General features: G+C 57.7%; 18 protein-coding genes. 2 read left to right on the top strand and 16 right to left on the bottom strand.

Features of this window, described 5'->3' with window-relative positions:
• Positions 1 to 14: 14 nt before the first annotated feature.
• The 4 genes from GXM22_RS08055 to GXM22_RS08040 form a co-directional block, all read right to left on the bottom strand.
• On the bottom strand, positions 15 to 944 hold the full coding sequence (locus GXM22_RS08055) for a dihydrodipicolinate synthase family protein (RefSeq protein ID WP_005934429.1): 930 nt from the start codon (positions 942 to 944) through the stop codon (positions 15 to 17).
• 291 nt (positions 945 to 1,235) lie between these two features.
• Complete coding sequence (locus GXM22_RS08050; RefSeq protein WP_005934426.1) at positions 1,236 to 2,213, bottom strand: carbohydrate ABC transporter permease; 978 nt, start codon at positions 2,211 to 2,213, stop codon at positions 1,236 to 1,238.
• A 14-nt stretch (positions 2,214 to 2,227) separates the two neighbouring features.
• Entirely contained in the window at positions 2,228 to 3,154 is a 927-nt protein-coding gene (locus tag GXM22_RS08045) for a carbohydrate ABC transporter permease (protein WP_035394544.1), read from the bottom strand.
• Between the two features lie 134 nt (positions 3,155 to 3,288).
• Positions 3,289 to 4,641 carry an ABC transporter substrate-binding protein gene (locus tag GXM22_RS08040; RefSeq protein ID WP_035394469.1) on the bottom strand — a complete coding sequence of 451 codons (1,353 nt, stop codon included), beginning with the start codon at positions 4,639 to 4,641 and terminating at the stop codon, positions 3,289 to 3,291.
• Between the two features lie 506 nt (positions 4,642 to 5,147).
• Between GXM22_RS08040 and GXM22_RS08035 the strand changes: the two genes are divergently transcribed.
• Positions 5,148 to 5,999 (top strand): MurR/RpiR family transcriptional regulator, encoded by an 852-nt coding sequence (locus GXM22_RS08035; protein ID WP_005934417.1) that lies wholly within the window; start codon positions 5,148 to 5,150, stop codon positions 5,997 to 5,999.
• Between the two features lie 50 nt (positions 6,000 to 6,049).
• Here the strand turns inward: GXM22_RS08035 and GXM22_RS08030 are convergent, their stop codons facing one another.
• Positions 6,050 to 7,063: a hypothetical protein gene (locus GXM22_RS08030; protein WP_005934415.1), complete on the bottom strand. Its 1,014-nt coding sequence runs from the start codon at positions 7,061 to 7,063 to the stop codon at positions 6,050 to 6,052.
• Between the two features lie 185 nt (positions 7,064 to 7,248).
• Between GXM22_RS08030 and spoIVA the strand changes: the two genes are divergently transcribed.
• Entirely contained in the window at positions 7,249 to 8,745 is a 1,497-nt protein-coding gene (gene spoIVA / locus GXM22_RS08025; RefSeq protein ID WP_005934414.1) for a stage IV sporulation protein A, read from the top strand.
• Between the two features lie 170 nt (positions 8,746 to 8,915).
• On the opposite strand, the gene GXM22_RS08020 is transcribed toward spoIVA, so the two are convergent.
• The 11 genes from GXM22_RS08020 to GXM22_RS07975 all read right to left on the bottom strand — a co-directional run bounded on the left by GXM22_RS08020 (position 8,916) and on the right by GXM22_RS07975 (position 17,954).
• Complete coding sequence (locus GXM22_RS08020; RefSeq protein ID WP_005934413.1) at positions 8,916 to 9,749, bottom strand: SDR family oxidoreductase; 834 nt, start codon at positions 9,747 to 9,749, stop codon at positions 8,916 to 8,918.
• Positions 9,746 to 10,537: a zf-HC2 domain-containing protein gene (locus tag GXM22_RS08015; RefSeq protein WP_097771915.1), complete on the bottom strand. Its 792-nt coding sequence runs from the start codon at positions 10,535 to 10,537 to the stop codon at positions 9,746 to 9,748. The genes GXM22_RS08020 and GXM22_RS08015 overlap by 4 nt, the downstream gene beginning before the upstream one ends.
• The gene (locus GXM22_RS15260; protein ID WP_242651664.1) at positions 10,534 to 10,848 is read right to left on the bottom strand and encodes an RNA polymerase sigma factor; all 315 of its coding nucleotides are present in this window, start codon (positions 10,846 to 10,848) and stop codon (positions 10,534 to 10,536) included. Before GXM22_RS15260 ends, GXM22_RS08015 begins: the two co-directional genes overlap by 4 nt.
• Positions 10,770 to 11,024, bottom strand: coding sequence for an RNA polymerase sigma factor (locus tag GXM22_RS15255; protein ID WP_005934409.1), 255 nt, complete (start codon positions 11,022 to 11,024; stop codon positions 10,770 to 10,772). The genes GXM22_RS15260 and GXM22_RS15255 overlap by 79 nt, the downstream gene beginning before the upstream one ends.
• Before the next feature lie 144 nt (positions 11,025 to 11,168).
• Complete coding sequence (locus tag GXM22_RS08005; RefSeq protein WP_005934408.1) at positions 11,169 to 11,480, bottom strand: AzlD domain-containing protein; 312 nt, start codon at positions 11,478 to 11,480, stop codon at positions 11,169 to 11,171.
• Positions 11,477 to 12,238 carry an AzlC family ABC transporter permease gene (locus GXM22_RS08000; RefSeq protein ID WP_005934407.1) on the bottom strand — a complete coding sequence of 254 codons (762 nt, stop codon included), beginning with the start codon at positions 12,236 to 12,238 and terminating at the stop codon, positions 11,477 to 11,479. Before GXM22_RS08000 ends, GXM22_RS08005 begins: the two co-directional genes overlap by 4 nt.
• Positions 12,239 to 12,365: 127 nt before the next feature.
• Entirely contained in the window at positions 12,366 to 14,177 is a 1,812-nt protein-coding gene (locus GXM22_RS07995) for an ABC transporter ATP-binding protein (RefSeq protein ID WP_099357177.1), read from the bottom strand.
• Position 14,178: 1 nt separating this feature from the next.
• Complete coding sequence (locus GXM22_RS07990) at positions 14,179 to 16,488, bottom strand: ABC transporter ATP-binding protein (protein WP_099357178.1); 2,310 nt, start codon at positions 16,486 to 16,488, stop codon at positions 14,179 to 14,181.
• Positions 16,481 to 16,981: a MarR family winged helix-turn-helix transcriptional regulator gene (locus GXM22_RS07985; protein ID WP_005934397.1), complete on the bottom strand. Its 501-nt coding sequence runs from the start codon at positions 16,979 to 16,981 to the stop codon at positions 16,481 to 16,483. Before GXM22_RS07985 ends, GXM22_RS07990 begins: the two co-directional genes overlap by 8 nt.
• Positions 16,982 to 17,133: 152 nt before the next feature.
• Complete coding sequence (locus GXM22_RS07980; RefSeq protein ID WP_097771920.1) at positions 17,134 to 17,640, bottom strand: DUF2812 domain-containing protein; 507 nt, start codon at positions 17,638 to 17,640, stop codon at positions 17,134 to 17,136.
• Positions 17,637 to 17,954, bottom strand: coding sequence for a PadR family transcriptional regulator (locus tag GXM22_RS07975; RefSeq protein WP_005934395.1), 318 nt, complete (start codon positions 17,952 to 17,954; stop codon positions 17,637 to 17,639). The genes GXM22_RS07980 and GXM22_RS07975 overlap by 4 nt, the downstream gene beginning before the upstream one ends.
• Positions 17,955 to 18,073 lie beyond the last annotated feature (119 nt).

The following is an 18,073-nucleotide window of genomic DNA, read 5'->3' as shown; positions in this document are numbered from 1 at the left end:
GGCGCTTGTTCAGCTTACAGTTTTGCGATGGCGGCTTCGATCATGGCCTGTGCTTCGGCCACGATGGCCTCATCCTCGGGGATCAGGCTGGGCATGGGCTCACGCACGCCGCCCAGCTCCAGACCGTACATCCGGCGCAGGATCTCTTTCTGCACGGCGTACAGGTTGCCGTGGGCCTCACACATCTTGTAGATGATGCGGTCGGCCTCATACTGGAGGGCCTGTGCTTCCTTGACCTCGCCCTTGTTGATATGCTCGTTCATGGCCAGATACAGCTCAGGCATCACGGCGTAGGTGCCGCCGATGCCGCCGTCTGCGCCGATGACGCGACCGGAGACAAACTGCTCATCGGGGCCGTTAAAGACCACAAAGTTGCCTTCGCCGCGGGCAGCGATACCGGCATCCTTGAACATCTGGATGTCCTGGGTGGGCATGGAGCTGTTCTTGACAGCCACCACGTTGGGGTTCTTGAGCATCTCCTTCAGCAGGCTCATGGTCAGGCCGGTGCCAGCCAGCTGGGGAATGTTGTAGATGACGAATTCGGTATTGGGAGCAGCAGCGGACATGTCATTCCAGTATTTTGCAATGGCATACTCGGGCAGGTGGAAGTAGATGGGGGGGATGGAGGCGATGGCATCCACACCCACGCTCTCGGCATGGCGGGCCAGCTCCACACTGTCGGCGGTGTTGTTGCAGCCAACATGTGCAATGACGGTCAGCTTGCCTTTGGCTTCGCTCATCACTGCCTCCAGCACGGCCTTGCGCTCGTCCACATGCTGGTAGATGCACTCACCGGAGGAACCGCCGACATACACGCCCTTAACGCCCTTGGCGATCAGGTGGCGGGTGAGGGCCTTGACACCCTCAGTGGAAATATTGCCCTCTGCGTCGTAGCAGGCGTAGAAAGCGGGGATAACGCCCTGGTACTTAGTGATATCTTTCATGGTTTGTCTCCTTAAGCTCCTATATGCTTATTTGTTCTGTTCACTGCATCAGCGCCCTCTTGCGGTGCCCTGCATCCGCTTCGCCCTTGGTGCGGGCCTTGCGTCTTGCAGACCGCTGCGCCAAAAATTGCTTCCTGAACATCAAGCTCCAACGCTTTTCGTTCGGTCAACGGGATCAGCGCCCTCTTGCGGTGCCCAGCGTCTGCTTCGGCCCTTGGGCGGGCCTCGCATCCTGCTGACCGCTGCGCCAAAAATCCCTCCCTGTTCCCGCCGCAGGCGGCGGTCGGGATTTTAGCCCTTAACAGCACCCATTGCGATGCCTTTGGTGAAGTACTTCTGGAAGATGAGGAAGATGATGATGATAGGCACAGCAGCCAGTGCAGCACCTGCCATGATCAGACCGAAGTCAGTGCTGTTTTCCGCCTGCAGCTTTGCAATGCCCAGAGAAATGGTCAGGTTGCTGGTGCTGGACAGCATGATCAACTGCATGAAGTAATCGTTCCAGCTGTTGATAAAGGTGAAGATGGCCAGAGCACCGATGCCCGGCTTGACCATGGGCAGCACGATGCTGATAAAGGTCTTGGCTTCACTTGCGCCGTCAATGCGGGCGGCCTCCAGCATTTCTGTGGGGATGCCCTCGCTGAACTGTTTCATCAGGAACACACCGAATGGCCAGCCGACAATGGGGAAGATGACGGCCCAGATGGTGTTGTAGAGGTTCAGGGCACTCATCTCACGCAGCAGGGGAATCAGAATGACCTGCTTGGGCAGAGCCATTGCGCACACGATCAGGGTGAACAGGAGCTGACGGCCCACAAAGCGCTTCTTGGCCAGTGCATAACCGGCCATGGCGGCGGTGATGCAGGTCAGGATCATGGAGACAACAGCCATGAACACGGTGTTGATCATCCAGCGCAGGGCAGCAGGAGCGGTGGGTCCGACCGAGAAGTAGATGGGATCGCCGTCGGCACTGAAGCGTGCACTGAAGGGGATGGCCAGCTGCCACAGCGGAGCGCTCTTTCCGGCAAACAGCTTCTGGTAGTTGGTCAGCACCCACTCATGGGGCCACCACTCGGGGGTGGTGGAGTTGATGGCTGCACCGGTTTTGAAGGAACCGGTGATGATCCAGTACAGCGGGAAGGCAAAGGTCACGGCCACGATGCTGATCAGGATCAGGGTCAGGATGGTATAGGCGCTGGCCTGCTTGAGCTTGCTGGGGTGACGCTTCAAGGGCTTTTGCTTTTTTGCGGTTGCAGCAGTTGCACTCATTGTTACGCACCTCCTCAATTATTCTGGTTGCCAGCCTTGAACTGGATCGCAGACAGGATGGCAATGATGATGGCAAGCACAACACCCATGGCGTTGCCGTAGCCGTAGCGGTACAGCTTGAATGCGGTGTAGTAGATGTAGTACATGATGGTATCGGTGCTGTGGTTGGGGCCGCCGGAAGTCAGCAGCTGGATCAGCGCAAAGCACTGGAAGGAGTTGATGGTGGTGATGACCAGGATGTACAGGGTGGTGGGCATGATGGCAGGCCACTTGATCTTCCAGAAGCACTGGAAATCGGTCGCGCCGTCCACTTCGGCAGCCTCCACGATGGATTGATCCACGTTGCCCAGGGCAGAAACATACAGAACGATGGGCTGGCCCACAGAGGTGGTCAGCAGGATGAGGATAATGCAGCCCAGAGCGAACCGCTCATCGCCCAGCCAGTTGATGTTCTTGTCGATCAGACCCAGCGTCTTGCCCAGATAGTTGAAGATGCCGTAGTAATTGTTGTACATCCACTTCCAGACAACGGTAACGGCAACGGAACCGGTGACAACAGGCAGGTAGAACACGCAGCGGAAAAGGCTGGTGGCCCACTCGGGCAGATCCACGATGGCGGAGCTGACCCACAGCGAGAAGGCGCAGGTCACAGGCACCGACACGATGACGATGATGAAGGTGTTCTTCAGAGCACCCAGGAAGATCTTATCGGCGAACAGCTCTTTGTAGTTTGCAAGGCCGACAAAGACATCGGCGCGGTTCATGGTGGAATCAAAGAAGCTCGTGACCACGCAGAGGATCATGGGGTAGATGACGAACCCCAGAAAGAAGATCAGGCTGGGCAGAAGGAAGAGATAAGATGCGATGGTCTCCTGCCGGACCAGTGCGCGGCTGCGCTTTGGCTCTTTGACTTTTACGGTGGTAGCAGCCAAGAAAATCACCAAACCTTTCGTTTAGCTCCGGTAAAATGACCGGCTCCCGACGGAACTTGCAAAAAGAATGCCCCTCCCTCGCCGGGATTATCGAGGAAGGGGCAAGGTTTATAACGTTACGATGAAAAACTCAGGTGGTGCGCTTATGCCTCGGCAGTAGCGGCAGCATTTGCGTTCTCAACAAAGGTAGCAACGGCCTGCTCAACGGGCTCGCCGGTGCCAACGCGCTGCAGCATGTTCCACCACTCGGTACGAGCAGTTGCCCAGCCCGGGGTGATCTGGTAGTAATCGCCCAGGAAGCCCATGAACTTGGTGTACTCGCTCATAATGTCGTTGCCGGCGTAGATGTCGCCAACGCTCTCGCGAACGGGGAAGTAGGTGGAAGCCAGAACGCTTGCGCCAACCTGATCGGGGTCAGCAGCGATGAAGTCGATAAAGGTCTTGGCTGCCTCGATCTTGGCCTCATCGCCGTTGTCGAAGATGCCAAAGCCCCAGATGCCGCCGCACAGCTTGGGATCGCCGCTCTCGGTGGGGAAGGCCATGGGGAAGATCTCGTCGCCGCTGTTGGTCAGGCCGGCATCGTTGTTGTCGGAGTTCAGCTGCTGTGCAATGTTCCAGCAGAATGCCATCTGCAGGGTACCGTTGCGGAACAGGGTGATCTCCTCGCCGCCGTTGATGGAAGCATCAAAGTTCACGCCCTTGGCATCGTACAGAGTCTGGATGGCCTTGATGTTCTCGGGGGAGTCGGCAGTGTACTTTGTGTGCTCAGCATCGGTGAAGGTGCCGCCGTACATGTTGTTGATGATCGCGCGGGTGCCCTGGTCGCCGCCCTGGCCGCTGCAGTAAATGGCTGCAACATTCTCATAACCGCCATTGTACAGTGCGTCAACGGTCTTGAGGAAGCCGTCGGTGCTCCAGGTGTGCTTATCAGTATCAATGTACTGGTCTGCGCCCACTTCCTTGACCTTGGTCATATTCACGGCCATGCAGTGTGCGGTCATGCACAGGGGATACTCATAGTAGTCGCCGGCTTCGTTCCTGCAGGCGGACTCAACGGAAGCGTAGATGTCCTTCTTGGCATCGTCGGTCCACAGGTCGTTCAGGGGAGCCATAACGCCCTTCTTGCCCCAGTTGGCAACCAGACGCTCGGGACCTTCCATGATCAGGTCGGGTGCGCTGCCGCCCTCGATGGCGGTGTTGACCTGGTCATCACCATTGGTGTAATCCAGGTACTCAACAGTGACCTTGATGTCGGGATATTTTGCGTTGAAGCTGGAGATCAGCTCCTGCACAGTCTCGTCCTTGCCCCAGCCGCCGATGGGGTATGTCCACAGCTTGATGTTTGCGCCAGCTGCGGTGCTTGCCGCTGCAGAAGCTGCAGTGGAGGAAGCAGCAGTGCTGCTGGAGGAGCTGCCGCCGCATGCGGCCAGTGCACCGGCTGCACTCAGGGCACCCACGGCCTTCAGGAAAGAGCGGCGAGAAATACTGTTTTTCATAAGAAACTTCTCCTTACTCATTGATGTAGTGCGATTCTGCTCTGCGGCCCTCGTGTGGGAACCGCTTCTATTGGCCTTATTATAGAAAAATATTTTCATTTTGTCTATCGGCTGTCTGCCCAATAATGAAAGAATTTTCTTGTGGATGTCGCACAATTTTAGCGAAAAAACTGACCTTTTGGGCAGGATTCACGGAAATTTTGAAAGTTGTAGCTATTTTGTAACCATTGTAGAAAAATTACACTTTTCGCTGGTGAAAATAGTTTTCACTCAAAAAAGAGGGAAAAATCCGGTAAATTGAAAAGGATTTTCACAAATAAGTCATACTAATACGGCGAATTTGGGCGCTCTGCACAGAAACGATCGCGAATTTGTAGTCAAAGCCCCTCTTGCCAAGCGGCAGGGATTCTTTTATACTTTTCTTAAAGGAAAACTTCCCGACAATGGTGTTGGCGTGTGCGGCCGGCCCTTCCGGCGGGAAACGGAGCAGGAAAAAGGAGACCATCATGTCTACGACCACAAACTTCTGGGAGCTGCTGCAGCAAAGGCAGGACGAACTGACAAAATCCGGCCGTGCTGTGGCAGATTACCTTGTCCACCATGCCGACGAGGCACAGTACCTTTCCATTTCCTCCCTTGCGCGGGAATGCAAGGTAGCAGAGGCAACGGTGTTCCGCTTCTGCCGGGCATTGGGTTTTGAGGGCTACCATGAGATGCGCATTTCGCTGGCGCAGGCCAACGCCACCGGTGCGCTGGTCAACCAGCATGAGCCGGAGCCGGGCGCTACCACCGCCAGCCTGTGTGAGCACGCCAGCGGCCTGTTTCTCACTGCCATCAACGGCACCCAGAATTCTCTTTCGCCCGAAGCCGTGGAGCAGGCTGTGGATCTGATGCGTGCGGCACGGCAGGTGTTCTGCCTGGGTCAGGGCGGCAGTATGCTGCTGGCCAACGATATCTGCGCCCGCTTTTCCAGCCTGTCCAACAAGTTCCGCACCGCAGGGGACAGTCATCTTCAGATCCTGGCTGCCAGCCTGATGGGCCCGGAGGATGTGGTGCTCTTTATCTCCTATTCCGGCGCGACCCGCGATATGCTGGAAACGCTGCGCACGGCCAAGGCATCCGGCGCAAAGATCATTCTGCTCACCCATTATGAGGATTCGCCCGGTGCAGCCATGGCAGATGTGGTGCTGCGGTGCGGCGCGCAGGAGAGCCCACTGGATTCCGGCAGCATCCCCATCAAGGTGGCGGTGCTTTATGTGGGCGAGGTGCTTCTGCTCCGCTATATGCTGGATGACCCCGAGCATACCAACGAAGCCCAGGACCGCACCAGCGAGGCGGTGGCCATCAAGTTGATCTGAACAGTAAAACAGGCGGCATCCAACTTCGGTTGGTGCCGCCTGTCTTTTCGTTATAAGAGCGCTATAGTTTCATCCGGGAGCTGCTTCTGGTAGTAGGTCACCTTCCACCGGATATTTTTCGGTTCCACCGGCGCAAAGTGGAGCGAGGAACAGGCGGTGCGGGTATCACCCTGCTGCTTTCCGCTCACAAAGATCGCCGTTGGGCCGTCTGCCCCGCCGATGATGCCAATGGCTCCATCTTCCGTGGGTGCGTCGCTTTTCCGGATGGGCTTATCACTAGAGGCGCAGTCGTTCACCTGCACCCAGCCGGTGGTCACGGCGGGGGTCAGGGTGTAAGTCATTTCCACAAATTCCCGGGGCCATTCCATGGGCGGCCCCATGTGGGGGAGGTCATTCTCCGGCAGCCGGGCCGGTTTCAGGTCTTTGACCGTCAGCACGCAGGGCACACCGGTGACGGGGTGGGCAAACTCCACAACCTTTCCGGGCGCTGCCGTGAACTGCACCGCTTCGGCAGGCTGTTCCCGCTGGGTGAGGGTCAGTGTCAGGCTGGTGATGTGGGCCGGCCTGCGCTTTGTCGCCCAGGGAAAGCTCCACTGCCGGAGATCCCAGCCCTGTTCCGGGTCAAGCCCGTAGTGCTTCACGATGTCCCGCGCGGCCTGTTCACCGCTGCAAACGATCTCCTCTTCGGAGCGGAGGGGGTTATAATACTCCCCGGCACCGCGGCTGTACTCCACGGTTTTGCCGTTGATGGCTACACTTGGCAGATAGTCAAAAGAACCAAACGGGTCCTCGGCTTCGGCCAATTCGACAACTTCCGGCGGGCATTCGTCAATATCCATCCCTTCATAAGCGGCCAACTTCTGGTAATGCGCTTCGATCGCTTCACGCTCCACCCGGCGGCAGATGTCTACAACCAGCCCTTTTCCACAAAGGTAAATCGCCGGGATGATGAAATGCTGCCCGCCCCACACCGAGTGTGCCCCGCAGGACACTTCCTGCCCGGGGCGGCCCCGATGCGGGCGGTAACAGCCCGGATTGTCCTCAAAATAAACCTTCCATTCCATCTGCGTTCCACCTTTCTGCTCAATTTTTCTCTATTGTAGCGCAGAGGGATTTTTCCGTCAACCGACGCTTTTTCGCTAGGTGCCGCTCATATCTCGCCGCCTGTCCGAATAGACTGTTTCCGAGAAGCAGACGCAGAAGGTGCGGCCTTGCCGCCCGGTGCGGACGGGAGAGAGGAGAGAGCAATTTGGAAAAACAGGAGTGTTTGGAAGCCACTGTCTGCCGGGAGATCGGGGCACGCACCGGCGGGGAGATCCTGATTGGCGTGGTGGGACCGGTGCGTACCGGCAAGAGCACCCTCATCAAGCAGTTTATGGAGCAGCTGGTGCTGCCTGCCATCGGCCCGGCGGACGCAAAGCTCCGGGCCCGGGATGAGCTGCCGCAGTCGGCGGCAGGGCGAACGATCATGACCACAGAGCCGAAGTTCATCCCGGAGCAGGCAGTGCCGCTCCAACTGGAGGGCGGCGGGGAATGCCGCATCCGGCTCATCGACTGTGTGGGATATATGGTGGAGGGAGCTATGGGCCACGAGGAGGACGAGAAGCCCCGCATGGTCAAAAGCCCCTGGTTCGAGGAAGAGATCCCCTTTGACCTTGCCGCTGAAACCGGTACCCGCAAGGTCATCCGGGATCACTCCACCATCGGCATCGTGGTCACCACCGATGGCTCCATCAGCGAGATCCCCCGGGAAAACTACCTGCCCGCCGAAAAGCGGGTGGTGGAAGAGCTGGAAGCGCTGGGCAAACCCTTTGTCATCCTGCTCAACAGCACCCGCCCGGATGCTCCGGAGACAAAGTCACTGGCCGCAGAGCTGGAACAGGCCTACGGACGCACGGTCCTGCCGGTGAGCTGTCTGGATCTGCAGAGAGATGACCTGCTGTCCATCCTGCAGCGTGTCCTCTACGAATTTCCGGTGCGGGAGCTGGATTTTGCCATTCCCCGCTGGGTGACGATGCTGGAAAAGGGTCACTGGCTCCAGAACGAGATCTACACGGCGGCACTCCAGTTTTCAGAGAAGATCAGCCGGATGAAGGATGTTCCGGCCCAGAACAGTGCCGGGGCGCTGGCTGGGGATTCGGTGCAGGAGTCTGCTCTGAGCGGCATGAACCTTTCCGACGGCGTGGTGCGGGTGACCGTTCTGCTGAAGCCAGAGGTGTTCTACCGCGTCCTCAGTGAGCAGACGGGGCTGGAAATTGGCGACGAAGCGGGCCTGATGCCCTGCATCATCGAGCTTTCCCGGGCAAAACGGGAGTACGAGAAGATCCGCAGTGCACTGGAACAGGTGGAAGCCACCGGCTACGGCATCGTGATGCCCAGCATTGAGGAGCTCTCGCTGGAGGAACCGGAGATCGTCCGGCAGGGCGGACGGTACGGTGTCCGGCTGGAAGCCAGCGCACCCTCCATCCATATGATGAAAGCCGTCATCCATACCGAGATCAGCCCCATTGTGGGCACCGAGAAGCAGAGCGAGGATCTGGTTCAGAGCCTGCTGGGTGATTTTGAAGCCGACCCGGAGAGGCTGTGGGAATCAAACATCTTTGGCAAGAGCCTGCATGAACTGGTGAATGAGGGATTGCAGAACAAGCTCCTCCACATGCCGCAGGAAGCCCGCACCCGCCTGCAGGAAACGCTGGAACAGGTCATCAACGATGGCTGCACCGGATTGATCTGTATTCTGCTGTAACATAAAACGACCCTCTCAGTCACGCTGACGCGTGCCAGCTCCCCCGAAGGGGGAGCCAACGCATCTGACAGGAAGAAAACTGCTGATTTGCAGAATCTTACCTCGAAGCTGCAATTGCCTCTCCTTTTGGGAGAGGTGGCAATGCGGAGCATTGGCGGAGAGGGTCGTTCTTATTTTTGATAAAACCTCAAACAGCCTTCAAAACTGCTCAATGTATCATGGAATCGAATCCCCTGTGCGGCCAGCTTTGAGCTGTCCATCACAAGGTTGCGGGAGAAATCAGCAGGCTCGATCTGCACCTGCACGCCCAGCGCTTCGGCAAACTGCCGGGCCGTTGTGACCATGTCGGCATCGTTCCCGCTGCCAAAATTGTATACACCGCCGGGCAGCTGCAAGGCGGGGAAGAGATGTTCCACCACTTCCCGCACCCAGCTGACACCCCGGTGATCGTGTGGCGAAAAGCGAACGGGAGTACCGTTTTGTGCGGCCTGCAGCAGGTTCAGCGGCAGATTGCCCCGGAGGGGCAGGCCATCACCGGGCAGATCGTACATCCACGGAGCCCGCAGAAGCACCGCCTCCGGGCAGAGCGCAAGGACCCGCTCCTCGGCCTCCAGCTTGTGCTGACCATAGGTATTGGCGGGGGAGAGCGGCAGCGTTTCGGGCAGGGGGCCGGGCTGGGTCACACCTGCGTACACCTGATCCGAGCTGAATGAGATCAGTTTGGCCCCGGTGTCCCGTGCGGCCTTTGCCATCCAGACAGGCAGTTCGGCGTTGGCACGCTGGGATTCCTCCGGGTGCTGCTGGCAGTAGCCGGTATCAGACAATGCCGCCAGATGCAGGATGACATCCGGCTGCACGGTTTCCACAAAACGGCGAATGGCGGATTCATCGGCAGCAGCCAGAGATCCGCGCGGGAAGGTGAAAAGCTCTGCACGGCCCTGCCACTGGTGCAGTACCCGGGAACCCACAAAGCCGGAGGATCCGGAAATTAAGATTTTTTTCATGATGTTTTCCTTGCGCGTACTTTTGCAAAACGCACTTGTTCTAAAAGAATGCTGACGGTCTTAGAAGTATCAGTCCACGAGAAACCGCCATCGTAACGGGTCAGCGTTGCATCATCTGCCAGAATGTCAATCAGTTCATCCTGCTCTGGCATGAGCCGGGCAGCCCGCAGGGTCAAATAGGTGTCCCGCGTAACAAACAGCGTGTAAGGACTTGAAACCTCAAACCAGATAGGCTCGTTGTTTTTACTGAACGTGCGCATCAGGGCTTCCCACCGGGTCTGTGTGACGCTCAGGAACACAATGGGGGTGTCCCTGTAATAACGTACCTGATAGCCGACTGTGGTGTAATAAACTCCTGTCTTTGCATTCCTGACTGCATTTTTCTGAATGGTGTGGATAGACCCGTAGGAATCAGAGGGAAGTACTTCATGGGTCTCTTCTACTACAAGATCTTCGACCGGCAGGTCCACATAAGAGTGCATCATCCAGTAGCGCCAGCCAAAGAAAGCACAGATCAGGGCCAGCAGTCCGCCCACAGCGGCCAGCGTGATTTTTACCTGCCGGGCGCGCAGATTCTTTTTTACGGTGCTCAGGGCCTCAGCGGCCTCAGCGGCCTGCTCCTCCTGTACCGCAGTTTCCTGGGGCGGGGCGTCCATTTCAGCCAGCAGGGCAGAGCAGGCGGCACAGTCGCTCAGGTGCTCTGCCACATCGGCGGAAGTCTGTTCGTCGCAGACGTGATCTTTATAAAGGGGCAGAAGGTCCTGAACCAGGTAGCAGGGTAGTTTCATAAGATGGCCTCCTTCATTTTCATTCGGGCGCGGTAAAAGGTCACCCGCGCCCAGCTTTCGGTCTTGTGGTGCAGTGCGGCGATCTCTGCAAAGGTCAGTTCGCCGTAGACCCGCAGCCAGAACACCTCCCGGTACGGTTCGGGCAGGGCATGAAGCTTCTGGTAAAGGCTCAGTGCTCCTTCCAGCTGCTCCAGTTCCTCCCCCGGCAAGGGGGCGGGGCTGGGCACATCCGTCAGAGTGTCGTCCAGCGGGGGCAGTTCCCGCTTCTGCCGCCGGTATGTATCGTCAGGGTGTTTTTGGCAATCTGACACAGCCAGACATTCAGTGCACAGCCGCCCTTGAACCCGTCAATGGCATCCAGCGCCTTGTAAAAGGTCTCCTGGGTCAGTTCTGCTGCCAGTTCCTCGTTTTGGCACAATGTCATCAGGTAAGCGTACACGGGCTTGTAATACTGTAGATAAATCTGCTCAAAACTGCGGTGCTCCATGTGCGCATCCCTCCTTTTTGGTGTGTTTTGGAACCGGTTCGCCCATAAGACGGCAAAACCGCCGGAACGTTACAAGTTTTCCGAAAAAATTTTCAAAGACCCAAAAGCCGCCATGGCCTACCCAGAACCACAGCGGCAGAAAGCTCAGTGCACCAAAAACAGTTCCAGCACAAGCACCACGGCACAGCAGGAGACGGACACCTGAAACAGACTGGCTCCGAACCATGCGGCGGCGATGCCCACTACCAGCGCGGCGGCACCGGCAATGGGGCTCTGGGTGGCGTTGATGATGGCCGGGAAGGTCATCACGGCCAGCGTTACATAGGGCACATAGTAGAGGAAGGACTGGATGAACTGGTTTTTGATGGGTTTGCGGATAAGGGTTAGTGGCAGCACACGGATGGCGTAAGAAACGGCGGCCATCACGGCGATATAGACCCAATTATTGTAGGTCATGCCTGCACCTCCTCAGTTCTGGCAGCTTCCGGTGCTTCGGGTGTAACAGGGAACAGAATGGCTGCCCCGCAGGAGATCAGCACCGTCAGCAGGATGGTGCGGGTGCCGTCCGAAAGGGAGGCGATGCCGGGCAGGCAGCCGCAGGCGAAGCTCAGGGCAAAGCTCAGCATCACCAGCACGGCAACGACCCTGTTCTTCCGGGCAGGGGGAATGATGATGGCCAGGAACATGCCGTACAGGGCCACGCTCAGGGCGCTGACCACACGCACGGGCAGCAGATTGCCTGCAATGATGCCCAGCGCTGTGCCCATGGCCCAGGCGGGGGCCGCCAGTGCTATGGCACCGTAGGTGTAGAACGGGTTCAGATAGCCGGGCCGTGCGATCGTGATGCCAAACAACTCGTCGGTGACATCGTAGCCGATGATGAGCCGGTGGAAGAACGGTGTGCCTGGGGCAAATTTCTGGGCCAGAGCGCAGCTCATCAGCAGGTAGCGCGCGTTGGCGATCAGGGTGATGATGGCAACTTCCAGATAGGTGGCACCGGCAGCGATCAGCGAAAAGGCTGCATACTCACCGGCAGAAGCATTGTTGAACAGGCTTGCAAAAAAGCCCTGAATGGGGGTCAGCCCCGCATTGCGGGCTGCAATGCCCAATGAGAACGAGACAGCAAAATAGCCCAGCGCAATGGGCACACCATCCCGCATCCCTTCGCAGAATACCTTGCGGCTGAATGCGTAGGGCTTTTGAGTGGTTTCCATGAGTGGTTACTCCTTTCCTACTTCAAGACACAAAAATAAGTATAGCACATCCGGTAGGAATTGACAAAAGAAAAAGGCTCAGGTTTTTGATCGAAACCTGAGCCTTTTTCAAAGAAGGGAGCGTGGCTTAATCCACAACATCCTCAAACTGGCTGTTGTACAGGTCAGCGTAGAAACCGCCGGCCTCAATGAGCTGGTCGTGGGTGCCCTGCTCCACAATGTCGCCGTCCCGCATGACTAGGATGAGGTCTGCATCCCTGATGGTGGACAGGCGGTGGGCGATGACGAAACTGGTACGGCCCCGCATCAGGTTGTCCATAGCAGTCTGGATGCGCTGCTCGGTGCGGGTGTCCACACTGCTGGTGGCCTCGTCCAGGATCAGGATGCGGTTGTCGGCCAGAATGGCCCGGGCGATCGTCAGCAGCTGCTTCTGGCCCTGACTGACGTTAGATGCATCCTCGTTCAGCTCCATCTGGTAGCCGCCGGGCAGGGTGCGGATGAAGTGGTCAGCATTGGCGGCCTTGGCGGCGGCAATGACTTCTTCGTCGGTGGCATCCAAACGGCCATAGCGGATATTCTCCATGATGGTGCCCTTGAACAGCCAGGTGTCCTGCAGCACCATGCCAAAGCCCTCGCGCAGGGCACTGCGGTCAAAGTCGCGGATGTCGTGGCCGTTCAGGGTGATGGAGCCGGAATCTACATCGTAGAACCGCATGAGCAGCTTGACCATGGTGGTCTTGCCGGCACCGGTGGGGCCAACGATGGCGACCTTCTGGCCGGGCTGCACATTGCAGCTGAAATCGTGGATGATGGTCTTTTCGGGCACATAACCGAACCGGACATGGTCAAAGGTGACCTGACCATCGATGCAGGCAGGGTCTGCCCGGCGGGCAGGGTCGGCCAGCTGATCCTCTTCGGGCTCGTTCAGGAACTCGAACACGCGCTCGGCAGCGGCGGCCATGCTCTGCAGCATGTTGGACACCTGTGCCAGCTGCTGGATGGGCTGGGTGAAATTGCGGACATACTGGATAAAAGCCTGGATATCGCCGATGGTGATGATGCCGTTGGCGGCAAAGATGCTGCCGACGATGGCAACAGCCACATAGCCCAGGTTGCCCACAAAGTTCATAATGGGCTGCATCAGGCCGGAGAGGAACTGGCTCTTCCAGGCAGATTCAAACAGCTTGTCGTTGGCGGCGTTGAAGTCCTCCAGCACGGCGGCCTCCCGGTTGAAGGCCTTGATGACGTTGTGGCCGGAGTAGACTTCCTCCACCTGACCGTTCACAACGCCCAGAGTAGCCTGCTGGGCCTTGAAGTATTTCTGGCTGAACCTGACCACCAGCATCACCAGTACCAGAGAGACGGGCAGGATGAGCAGTGCGATCAGGGTCATTTTGGGGCTGATGGACAGCATCATGATCAGCACGCCGATCATGGTGGTAATGCTGGTGATGAGCTGGGTCACGCTCTGGTTCAGGCTCTGGCCCAGGGTGTCCACATCGTTGGTGATGCGGGAGAGCACTTCGCCGACCGTCCGCTTTTCAAAGTAGGCCAGCGGCAGGCGGTTGATCTTCTCGCTGATCTGGCGGCGGAAATCATAGCAGACCTTCTGGGAAAGGCCGGTCATCAGCCAGCCCTGAATGAAGCTGAATGCCGCGGAGCAGAGGTACATGGCCAGCAGGGTGAGCAGGATCTTGCCGATGTAGGCAAAGTCGATGCTGCCGATCCCCCGCAGCTTGGCGATCCAGCCGGTGGCAAGGGCCGTGGTGGCCTTGGCCAGAATTTTGGGGCCTGCGATATTGAAGATGGTGGAAAGGATGGCAAAGACCATCACAACGATGAGGGAAAGCTTATACTGGCGCAATGCGCTGAGGAGCTGCCGCAGAGTGCCCTTGAAATCCTTGGCGCGCTCGGTGGTCTGTTTTCCGGGTCTCGGCATATCACTCATCCTCCTTTCCGGTGTTCAGGTCTTGCAGGTTGAGCTCCTTCTGGCTCAGCTGGCTCCTGGCGATCTCCTGATATTCAGGGCAGGTGGCCATGAGCTGCGCATGAGTGCCCTTGCCCACCAGCCTGCCGTCATCCAGCACCAGGATCTGATTGGCGTGGAGGACAGTGGAAATGCGCTGTGCCACGATGATCACAGTGGCATTGTCAGTTTCTTCCTTCAGCGCACGGCGCAGGGTGACATCTGTCTTGTAGTCAAGGGCAGAAAAGCTGTCGTCGAACAGATAGATCTTCGGGTCCTTGGCAATGGCACGGGCAATGGAGAGACGCTGCTTCTGGCCGCCGGACACGTTGGAGCCGCCCTGTGCAATGGGGCTTGCATAGCCCTCGGGCTTTGCGTCGATGAACTCGGTGGCCTGTGCGATGGAAGCCGCCTTCTTCATGCCCGCATCGGTGATCTGCGCACCGCCGAATTTCAGGTTGCTCTCGATGGTGCCGCTGAACAGAACGCCCTTCTGGGGAACATAGCCCAAAAGGCTGTGGAGCTGCTCCTGCGGCATCTCCCGCACATCGATGCCATCGATGGTCACGCGGCCGCCGGTGATATCATAAAAGCGGGGGATGAGGTTGAGCAGGCTGGATTTGCCGCAGCCGGTGGAGCCGATGATGGCTGTGGTCTCGCCGGGATTTGCGGTAAAGCTGATGTGCTCCAGTGCGTCGCTGTCGGCACCGGGGAAGCGGAAGCTGACATCCTCAAACCGGACCACGCCATCCCATTCCTTCTTTTCGAGGGAGGGCTTTGCGGTGGCAGCATCGGGATCATGGATGGAAGCCTTGGTGCGGCAGACCTCGTCGATACGGTCAGCAGCCACACCGGCACGGGGAAGCATCACGGCCACCATGGCCAGCATCAGGAAAGACATGACGATCTGCATGGTGTAGGTGATGAATGCGATCATCTCGCCCACCTGCATGTTTCCGGCATCCATGGCCTTGCCGCCGAACCAGACGATGAGCAGGCTGGTGCCGTTCATGATCAGGGTCATAAAGGGCATCATGGCCACCATGGCGCGGTTGGTGAACAGCTGGGTGCCCATCAGCTCCCGGCTGGCGGCATCAAAGCGCTTTTCCTCAAAGGATTCGCGGCTGAACGCACGCACCGGCATCACACCGGTCAGGATCTCGCGGCTGACGAGGTTCAGCTTGTCCACCAGCGTCTGCATGATCTTGAACTTGGGCATGGCGATGCTCATCAGAACCGTGATGAGCAGAAGCAGAGCGGCCACGTCCAGTACGATGATCCAGGCAAGGCCGGTGTTGCCCTGGGTGACGTGCATCACGCCGCCGATGCCCAGAATGGGAGCGTAGGCCACCATGCGAAGCAGGATGACACAGGTGAACTGCACCTGCTGGATATCGTTGGTGGTGCGGGTGATCAGGGAAGCGGTGGAGAAATTCTCGATCTCCGCGTTGGAAAAGTGGATGACCGAGGAGAAGGTCTCTCTGCGCAGCTCCCGGCCGATGGAAGCCGAAACGCGGGAGGCGATCAGGCCCACCAGAATAGCAACGACCACCATCAGCAGGGTCAGGGCCAGCATCTGGCCGCCCACACGGAAGAGGTAGGCCATCTGTACATCATGGGAAACGCCCTGTGCCTCATATTCCAGGCTGACCAGCAGGGTGGCCTGACTTGCCATGCTGGAAAGGGTGGTCTCGTCCACCTGTTCCATGGCGCTGGCCAGTTGCTGCTGGATCATTTCCCGGGAAAAACCGGGCATCTGGGCCAGGGCTGTGAACTGGGCACAAACGGCATCCAGATCTTCCGCCGTGGGAGCAGCGGTCATGGTCTCTGCTTCATCCCCGGCAGTCTCGTCCTCGCTCTGATAGCCGGACAGCGGAGCCATGGCGGCAGCGTTCTGCCTGGCAGGGGCGCTGGCATTCTGCGCCGCCGCCATATACAGCACGATATCCGGTGTGGTAACGGCCTCCTCCAGAGCGGTGCGCTCGGCATCGGTCAGGTCACTGCGGAGCTTCAGAACACCGTCGTCCTGAAGATAATATCCGTAGGCATTCTGCAGTGCATCCGCATCCTCTTCGCTCATCAAAAGCGAGAGGGCATCCAGTGTGCTTTGGCGCACAGTCTCCGGCAGGGGGCTTTCAATGCCGCCCTGCTGGATGCCGGTGTCCACGATCTTGCTCGTGTAATCCGGCAGGGAAAGGTCGCAGTAGGCTTGCACGAACAGCAGAGCCACCACGGCAAGGCAGGCGGCCCAGTGGCGGGCCAGCTGCTTGAAAATTTTACCCATTTTCGTTTTCTCCCTTCAATTTTGCTTGTTGCTCCGCATTTTCCGCTTCCACAGCCTCCAGCAGTACACCGGTCAGGGAAAACAGCTGCTCCCGCTGCTCTTCCGGGATGCGGCAGATGACCCGCTCAAAGTAACGGCTGATTGCGGCCTCGACCTGGCGGCTGGCATCCAGCCCCTTTTCCGTGGGGCGCACCAGCGTTTTGCGGCGGTCATTGGAGTCTGTGATCCGCTCAATGAGTCCATCCTGCTCCAGCTGGCGCAGCGCGCGGGAAACAGCGGGCAGGGGCTGTTTGACGGCGGCAGCCAGATCGGAAACATAGATGGTGCCATTCTGGCCATGCTCTTCAATGGTCATCAGCACGCCTTCCAGCATGATGAAATGACACTTGGGGCAGCTTTCCAGTGCCATTTTGGCACCGCGTTTGCCTTCCGTGCTCAGCCGATGCAGATAATGGACCACGGCGAACAGTTCCGGTGCGCTCTTCTGCGGCATACGATCCCTCCTTATCACTTAACAGATACAAACACTTAACACATGATAACTATTTGCTAATGACAATAATATACCCGCCTGCATCGGAATGCAAGCGGGTAAAAATGAACTTTTTGAAAACTCTGAAGATCCTGCGCATCAAGGAGAAAAAATCACTCGTGGAGCTGACGTTCTTCCACCAGACTCTCTCGTTTGCTGCTGATACGTCCCAGCCCGTAGGCCAAAAACGTGGCGCAAAGCAGGTTCAGCCATGCCAGCGATGCACCGCTGAAGGTGTTGGTAACGCCGATGAGAAGGTTTGCCAGACAGAGCAGCCTCACCATCTGTCCAATTTTGTTCAGGTGGGAGATACGGGAATCCACATCCGAAAACATATCAAAGGGACCTAGCTGGGCGCTGCGGCGGAAATATCCCCAACTGAAGCAATGCCCAACGCTCTGTGCTTCCAACTCTTCCATGAAACTTTCAAAATCCGGGGAACTGTCCAGCATGGCAAGCCGGATGATGTACTGGCCGGGTTCCGTCTTTTCAAAGGTGTAGGTGCAGAACCCGGCATTCTGCAGGGCCCAGCCCTCCTGCGCCATTTCGTTGAGCCAGCGTTCTTCTTTTTCAAATTCCCAGACCCAGAAATTCCGATGCAGCGTTTTTGTTTCACTCATACCTGTTCCTCCTGTAAAATGGCGCGGCCATTGGCAGCAAGCTCCTCCAGCCGGACCAGCTCCTGTTTGAGCACCTTCAGCCCGGCGGAGGTCAATTGGTATTCTTTTTTGCGGCTTCCGCTTTCCATGGGCAGGGGAGAGATCCACCCCTTTTCGCACAGGGCATTCAGGGCACCGTACAGGGTTCCGGCAGCCAGCCGTACCCTTCCGCCGGAGAGCTGCTGGGTTTCCTGCATGATGCCGTAGCCATGCTGCGGATGATAGAGGGAAAGCAGGATGTAGTAGGTGGATTCCGTCAGTGCCGGATGATCCATTATATCACCTCGCTTTGTATCGCTATGCGATATATCATGGATGCATTATATCGCTTCACGATATAACTGTCAAGGGGCTGAAAATAAAAAAGCTCTCCCGGAGGGGAGAGCAAAGACAA

The organism is Faecalibacterium duncaniae, assembly GCF_010509575.1.
Taxonomy (GTDB): domain Bacteria; phylum Bacillota; class Clostridia; order Oscillospirales; family Ruminococcaceae; genus Faecalibacterium; species Faecalibacterium duncaniae.
The sequence above is the reverse complement of the archived record's forward strand: the minus strand, read 5'-3'. Positions and strand labels throughout refer to the sequence as shown.

What these genes read in the sequence shown, in the direction of transcription:
- GXM22_RS07975 (WP_005934395.1), bottom strand. Translation starts at nt 17,954, where the DNA reads ATGGATCATCCGGCACTGACGGAATCCACCTACTACATCCTGCTTTCC.
- GXM22_RS08015 (WP_097771915.1), bottom strand. Translation starts at nt 10,537, where the DNA reads ATGAAACTACCCTGCTACCTGGTTCAGGACCTTCTGCCCCTTTATAAA.
- GXM22_RS07980 (WP_097771920.1), bottom strand. Translation starts at nt 17,640, where the DNA reads ATGAGTGAAACAAAAACGCTGCATCGGAATTTCTGGGTCTGGGAATTT.
- GXM22_RS08040 (WP_035394469.1), bottom strand. Translation starts at nt 4,641, where the DNA reads ATGAAAAACAGTATTTCTCGCCGCTCTTTCCTGAAGGCCGTGGGTGCC.
- GXM22_RS08035 (WP_005934417.1), top strand. Translation starts at nt 5,148, where the DNA reads ATGTCTACGACCACAAACTTCTGGGAGCTGCTGCAGCAAAGGCAGGAC.
- GXM22_RS07990 (WP_099357178.1), bottom strand. Translation starts at nt 16,488, where the DNA reads ATGGGTAAAATTTTCAAGCAGCTGGCCCGCCACTGGGCCGCCTGCCTT.
- GXM22_RS08005 (WP_005934408.1), bottom strand. Translation starts at nt 11,480, where the DNA reads ATGACCTACAATAATTGGGTCTATATCGCCGTGATGGCCGCCGTTTCT.
- GXM22_RS15255 (WP_005934409.1), bottom strand. Translation starts at nt 11,024, where the DNA reads ATGGAGCACCGCAGTTTTGAGCAGATTTATCTACAGTATTACAAGCCC.
- GXM22_RS08050 (WP_005934426.1), bottom strand. Translation starts at nt 2,213, where the DNA reads ATGAGTGCAACTGCTGCAACCGCAAAAAAGCAAAAGCCCTTGAAGCGT.
- GXM22_RS07995 (WP_099357177.1), bottom strand. Translation starts at nt 14,177, where the DNA reads ATGCCGAGACCCGGAAAACAGACCACCGAGCGCGCCAAGGATTTCAAG.
- GXM22_RS08020 (WP_005934413.1), bottom strand. Translation starts at nt 9,749, where the DNA reads ATGAAAAAAATCTTAATTTCCGGATCCTCCGGCTTTGTGGGTTCCCGG.
- GXM22_RS08055 (WP_005934429.1), bottom strand. Translation starts at nt 944, where the DNA reads ATGAAAGATATCACTAAGTACCAGGGCGTTATCCCCGCTTTCTACGCC.
- GXM22_RS08000 (WP_005934407.1), bottom strand. Translation starts at nt 12,238, where the DNA reads ATGGAAACCACTCAAAAGCCCTACGCATTCAGCCGCAAGGTATTCTGC.
- GXM22_RS08030 (WP_005934415.1), bottom strand. Translation starts at nt 7,063, where the DNA reads ATGGAATGGAAGGTTTATTTTGAGGACAATCCGGGCTGTTACCGCCCG.
- GXM22_RS07985 (WP_005934397.1), bottom strand. Translation starts at nt 16,981, where the DNA reads ATGCCGCAGAAGAGCGCACCGGAACTGTTCGCCGTGGTCCATTATCTG.